This is a genomic window from Rickettsia endosymbiont of Culicoides newsteadi, from assembly GCF_002259525.1.
In the GTDB taxonomy this organism is placed as follows: domain Bacteria; phylum Pseudomonadota; class Alphaproteobacteria; order Rickettsiales; family Rickettsiaceae; genus Tisiphia.
The window spans coordinates 1-5295 of the sequence record NZ_MWZE01000084.1 but is presented as its reverse complement, the minus strand read 5'-3'; the positions used below and the strand labels follow the sequence as shown (position 1 = coordinate 5295).

Sequence of the window (5295 nt, the reverse complement as noted above, 5' to 3'; positions counted from 1 at the left end):
AAATCAAGAATACTATTAACAAATTCTTTTAGCCTCTCCAGATCACTAAAGATTTTCTTAAATAGACTATCATTTGTTGGGTCTAAATATTTTTGCATATCAACTACTTCCTTCTATGTTGTTAATTCTATAGTCAACTCAAGAAAATTTGGGGCTAGGAGTGATTATATCCCCAACTTCTCATCAATTGACTATACCTTATCAAAAATCATTGAAGTAGGGATATGTATCACTATATCTTTTGTTTGATTCTCCTTTTTCTTCAATTGGTGAATCTGCTCTACCTTCTTTATCAAAAGAATCCCCTGTTGGTATTAGTGACAATTTTTCAAAAATTTCCATCCATGTCAGTTTTTTATTTTGGTTTTTATCGTCCATAAATATTTCCTAAATATACTTACCTCAAATAATTATTATATATCATTAAATATATAATCTCAATCATCTTGAAAAAAATATCTTTCCTAGCTAGCCTATGCTCATTCAACGATAGATTTCTTTCCGAATATGTACTATACTTAAACCATTCGAATATTACTTTAATAAATGTGGGTTCTAACTGTGGCTATTATAGATCATCAAAACTTAATATCTGTTAACATTGAAGATGAGATGAAAGGCTCATACTTAGATTATGCAATGAGTGTAATTGTCAGTAGGGCTATTCCAGATGTACGCGATGGTCTAAAGCCAGTGCATCGTAGAGTTCTTTATGCAATGTATGAAGCTTCTAATTATTTTAACAAACCTCATCGTAAGTCAGCAAGAATTGTCGGTGATGTAATGGGTAAATATCATCCACATAGTGATGTGGCAATTTATGACTCATTAGTAAGAATGGCACAGGATTTTTCTTTAAGACTACCACTAGTTGATGGACAGGGTAATTTTGGTTCGAGAGATGGTGATGCACCTGCTGCTATGAGGTATACAGAGTCAAGGATAGCAAAAGTCACTCATACATTACTTGAAGATATTGACAAAGAAACCGTTGATTTTGCTCCAAATTATGATGGTTCTGAGAGAGAGCCTACAGTATTGCCATCAATGTTTCCAAATCTCTTGATAAATGGTACTAATGGTATTGCTGTTGGTATGGCTACCAATATTCCGCCTCATAATCTTGGAGAGATTATTGATGCTTGCTGCCTATATGTTGATAATAATGATATAGAAATATTAGAACTTATGTCAGTGGTTAAAGGTCCTGATTTTCCGACGGCTGGTATTGTGCTTGGTATAAACGGCATTAGGTCGGCTTACTTAACGGGCAGGGGGAGTATTCTAACTAGAGGGCGCGCAGAAATTGAAGAGATTGCTAATAATAGACAGGCTATTATTATTACAGAAATACCATATATGGTTAATAAAGCTAAATTAGTTGAGAAAATTGCTGAATTAGTCAAAGAAAAACGGATAGAGGGTATCAGCGATCTTAGAGATGAATCAAATAAAGATGGTATTAGAGTAGTAATTGAAATAAAGAAAGACGTGGTAACCGAAGTAGTGCTAAACCAAATATATTCTTATACTCAGTTACAAACCAGTTTTGGGGTGATTATGTTAGCTCTAAAAGACGGGCTACCAGAAGTTATGAACTTAAAAGAAGTAATAGCGGCTTTTGTTAATTTTAGAGAAATAGTAATCACTCGGAGAACGATATATTTATTAAATAAGGCTCGGGATAAAGCTCATATTTTATTGGGACTAATTATTGCCGTTAGTAACATTGATGAAGTTATTAGAATTATTAAATCTTCAAGCGATCCGGCAAGTGCTAAAGAGCAATTAATGCAAAGGACTTGGGATGCATCAACTATCATAAATTTAGTAAAACTTGTTGATGATAGAGCGGTGATAGCCGATGATGGTAACTGTTATTTTACTGAAACACAGACAAAAGCTATTCTTGAAATGCGGTTACAACGTTTAACTGCTATGGAGAAGAATAAATTAGAAAGTGATCTAGGAGAAATTGCTGAGGAAATTACAGGCTATACTGCTATTTTATCATCCCGTGAAAAGCTTTTAGAGATTTTAAAAAACGAGTTAATTAGAATTAAAAATGAATTCGCTACACCACGTCTTACTAGCATTGAATTTGGTGATTTCGATCAGGATATAGAGGATCTTATCCAAAGAGAAGAAATGGTTGTGACCGTAACATTAGGCGGTTATATTAAACGCGTACCTCTTGCTACCTATAGAGCACAGAACCGAGGAGGGAAGGGCAGGTCAGGGCTGTCAATGAGAGACGAGGATATTACTACTCAAATATTTGTTGGTAGTACTCACACACCAATGTTATTTTTCTCAAATATTGGTCAAGTATATAGCTTAAAATTATACAAATTACCGCTCGGTAATCCTCAGAGTAAGGGCAGACCAATAGTCAATATTTTACCTTTAAAAGAAGGAGAGCATATCAATAATATTATGCCATTACCTGAGAATCAGGATGAGTGGGATAGTTTGAATATTATTTTTGCTACAAGCCAAGGTAATATCAGGAGAAATGATTTATCAGACTTTAAACGTATTCAATCAAATGGTAAAATTGCTATTAGGCTTGATGATAATGACCTTTTAATAGATGTTAAAGTTTGTAAAGATGAAGATCATGTGTTACTGGCAACAAAATCTGGTAAAGCTATAAGATTCCCTGCTAGTTCAGTTAGGGTATTTAAAAGCCGCACTTCTGATGGAGTAAGAGGGATGAGACTTGCTTCAGGCGATTATGTTATCTCTATGACCATATTAAAAGGCATCTCCTGCACTATGGATGAAAGAGAAACTTACCGATCAATTCCTCTAGAAGAAAGATTGTTAATAGCTGATGGTAAAGAATTTACTCCGGAAGAATATGGGGTAAATTTAACTAAAGAACAGATTTTGGAAATGGCACTGTCTGAAGAATTTATCCTCACTGTTACGGAAAATGGTTTTGGCAAGAGAAGTTCGGCATATGAGTATAGGATTACTAATCGTGGTGGGAGCGGTGTTGTTAATATGGATGTGTCTAATAAAACAGGCTTGGTTGTTGGCGTAATGCCGGTTAATATATCTGATGAGTTGATGCTAATTACTAATAACGGCAAACTAATTAGGTGTAAACTTGAATCGGTACGTATCACTGGACGTAATACTAGCGGGGTAATATTATTTAAAACTGAGCAAGAAGAAAAAGTAGTTTCTGTTGCGTTGATTGCTGAAAGCCCTGAAACAGAAGAAGAAAATATGCAAGATGGTAGTGATGATGGAGAAGTATCGCCTGAATAGACCTCTTGCCAAGCGTCATGGCTCAGAGCCGCTTTGCGGCGACGCGGCAATCCAAATGGATTGCTTCGTCGGCTACGCCTTCTCGCAATGACGTAAAGTTTTGCAGGAGAACTAATGAAATTATCTGATTTTGATTTTACTTTACCGAATGAATTAATAGCCCAGAACCCAGCAAAAAAACGAGATGAGTCTAATTTATTGGTAGCTGCCCCAAATAATCACTTAGTGCAGACCAAGTTTCATGATATAATCGACTATCTATGCCCTGGTGATTTAATGGTATTTAATGACACAAAAGTTATTAACGCCAAATTGCTACTGAATAAATCTGGTAAAAAGATCGAATTATACCTAAACAAGGCAATAAGTGATAATTATTGGCATGGTTTTGCCAAGCCATCAAAAAGACTTGCCATTGAAGATCAGTTTGAGTTTGTTGGTAATAAGATTATTATAAGTAAAAAGCTTGGAATGGGACAAGTTGAGGTGGCTTTTGCTCTAGATAATATCTCAATTTTTGAGTTTTTAGAGAAATATGGTGAAATCCCGCTACCTCCTTATATCAAAAGGGGAGAAAGTTTACCAAAGGACGCTAATTTAGAGGATGATATAGGCAATTCAGAAGAATTTGACTATAATAGATATCAAACAGTTTATAGCAAGAACCATGGAGCAGTAGCCTCCCCAACTGCAGGGCTACATTTCTCCGAACAATTGTTGGCATTAGTTAAAGCAAAAAATATTGAAACTGCCTTTATTACCTTGCATGTTGGGGCAGGGACGTTCCTACCAGTTAAAACTGAAGATATTGATCAACATCAAATGCATTCAGAGTATTATCATATAGATAAAAAAACTGAAGATATGATTAATAAGGCAAAAAAAGAAAATAGACGAATAATAGCCGTCGGCACTACCACCTTACGAGCATTAGAAAGTAACGCCATAGCAAATAATGGGCAAATAACAAATGGTGGATTTGAAACAGCCATTTTTATTAGACCAGGATTTAAATTTCAAATTGTCGATATGTTAGTTACCAATTTTCATTTGCCAAAATCTACATTATTCATGTTAGTTTGTGCATTTGCTGGCTATCAGGAAATAACTAATATCTACAAATATGCTATAGATCAAAAACTGCGATTTTTTAGTTATGGTGATGCAACGCTTCTTTATCAGCACTGTCATTGTGAGGAGCCTTGAGCCTCAACCGTCATTGCGAGGAGCCTTGAGCCGACGAAGCAATTCTGTTCTATGTCATCTCAACTTTATGTCACCCCTGCGTAGGCAGGGGTTTATACTAGATTCCCGCCTACGCGGGAATGACAAGAGTACTCGGAATGACAAATTAATTTGTAGCATGTCAATCAAAATTTGAGAATAAAATTATAATATTATGTTATAGCTTGTCAAAACTTAAATCGGCATCATCATTATCAGAAACCCCTAATGCTTTCATCTCCTCTTCTTGTTGTAAGTGCAGTGCTAATGCTTGCATCTCCTCCAAATCTAACTTTTGTGTATCAATGCTATACTCAGGCTCTTTTGGAAGAGAAGAGAAATAAGATATTTCATCTGTTTCAATAATTTTTAAACCTTTGCTTAGTTGTGTCGCCTTCTTTACATCATTATGATTACCTTGCTTGTTAAAATAAATTAAGTATTTGCCTTGAGGATTTTTATAAATCTCATATGTATATAATCGCTCATCACCAGTAATTTTAAGCTCTATCAGTATGTTGGGTATAATTTTTATCCCATTACTCTTATGGTCTTTATCAATTAATCCTTTTAATAAGGAATTATTAAAATTTTCAAGTAGTTGACTATCCATTTTCTCTTTCAACTTTCGATCAACCATCACATAGAAATTTGGTTTATCTTCTACAGAATAAATATCTTGTTGATTAGAGACGTAAGTATCTTTACACGTCAATTCGGGATAAGGGATAAGAAAAAATAAAGGAGATATAGGAGTTGCAAGGAGTTAATGCCTGTGATAAATGTTTTTTT

At 34.8% G+C, this 5295-nt stretch carries 4 protein-coding genes; 2 read left to right on the top strand and 2 right to left on the bottom strand.

Annotation, left to right across the window (positions count from 1 at the left end):
- Nucleotides 1-201: 201 nt before the first annotated feature.
- Entirely contained in the window at nucleotides 202-378 is a 177-nt protein-coding gene (locus tag RiCNE_RS07820; protein ID WP_204839959.1) for a hypothetical protein, read from the bottom strand.
- 183 nt (nucleotides 379-561) lie between these two features.
- On the opposite strand from RiCNE_RS07820, the gene gyrA reads away from it, so the two are divergent.
- Both gyrA and queA read left to right on the top strand, forming a co-directional pair.
- A complete protein-coding gene (gene gyrA, locus RiCNE_RS05650; RefSeq protein ID WP_275656750.1) occupies nucleotides 562-3279 on the top strand; it encodes a DNA topoisomerase (ATP-hydrolyzing) subunit A in 2718 nt (905 codons plus the stop codon).
- 114 nt (nucleotides 3280-3393) lie between these two features.
- Entirely contained in the window at nucleotides 3394-4485 is a 1092-nt protein-coding gene (gene queA / locus RiCNE_RS05645) for a tRNA preQ1(34) S-adenosylmethionine ribosyltransferase-isomerase QueA (RefSeq protein ID WP_094649618.1), read from the top strand.
- Between the two features lie 196 nt (nucleotides 4486-4681).
- On the opposite strand, the gene RiCNE_RS05640 is transcribed toward queA, so the two are convergent.
- A complete protein-coding gene (locus RiCNE_RS05640) occupies nucleotides 4682-5218 on the bottom strand; it encodes a hypothetical protein (protein ID WP_133062957.1) in 537 nt (178 codons plus the stop codon).
- Between the last annotated feature and the right edge of the window lie 77 nt (nucleotides 5219-5295).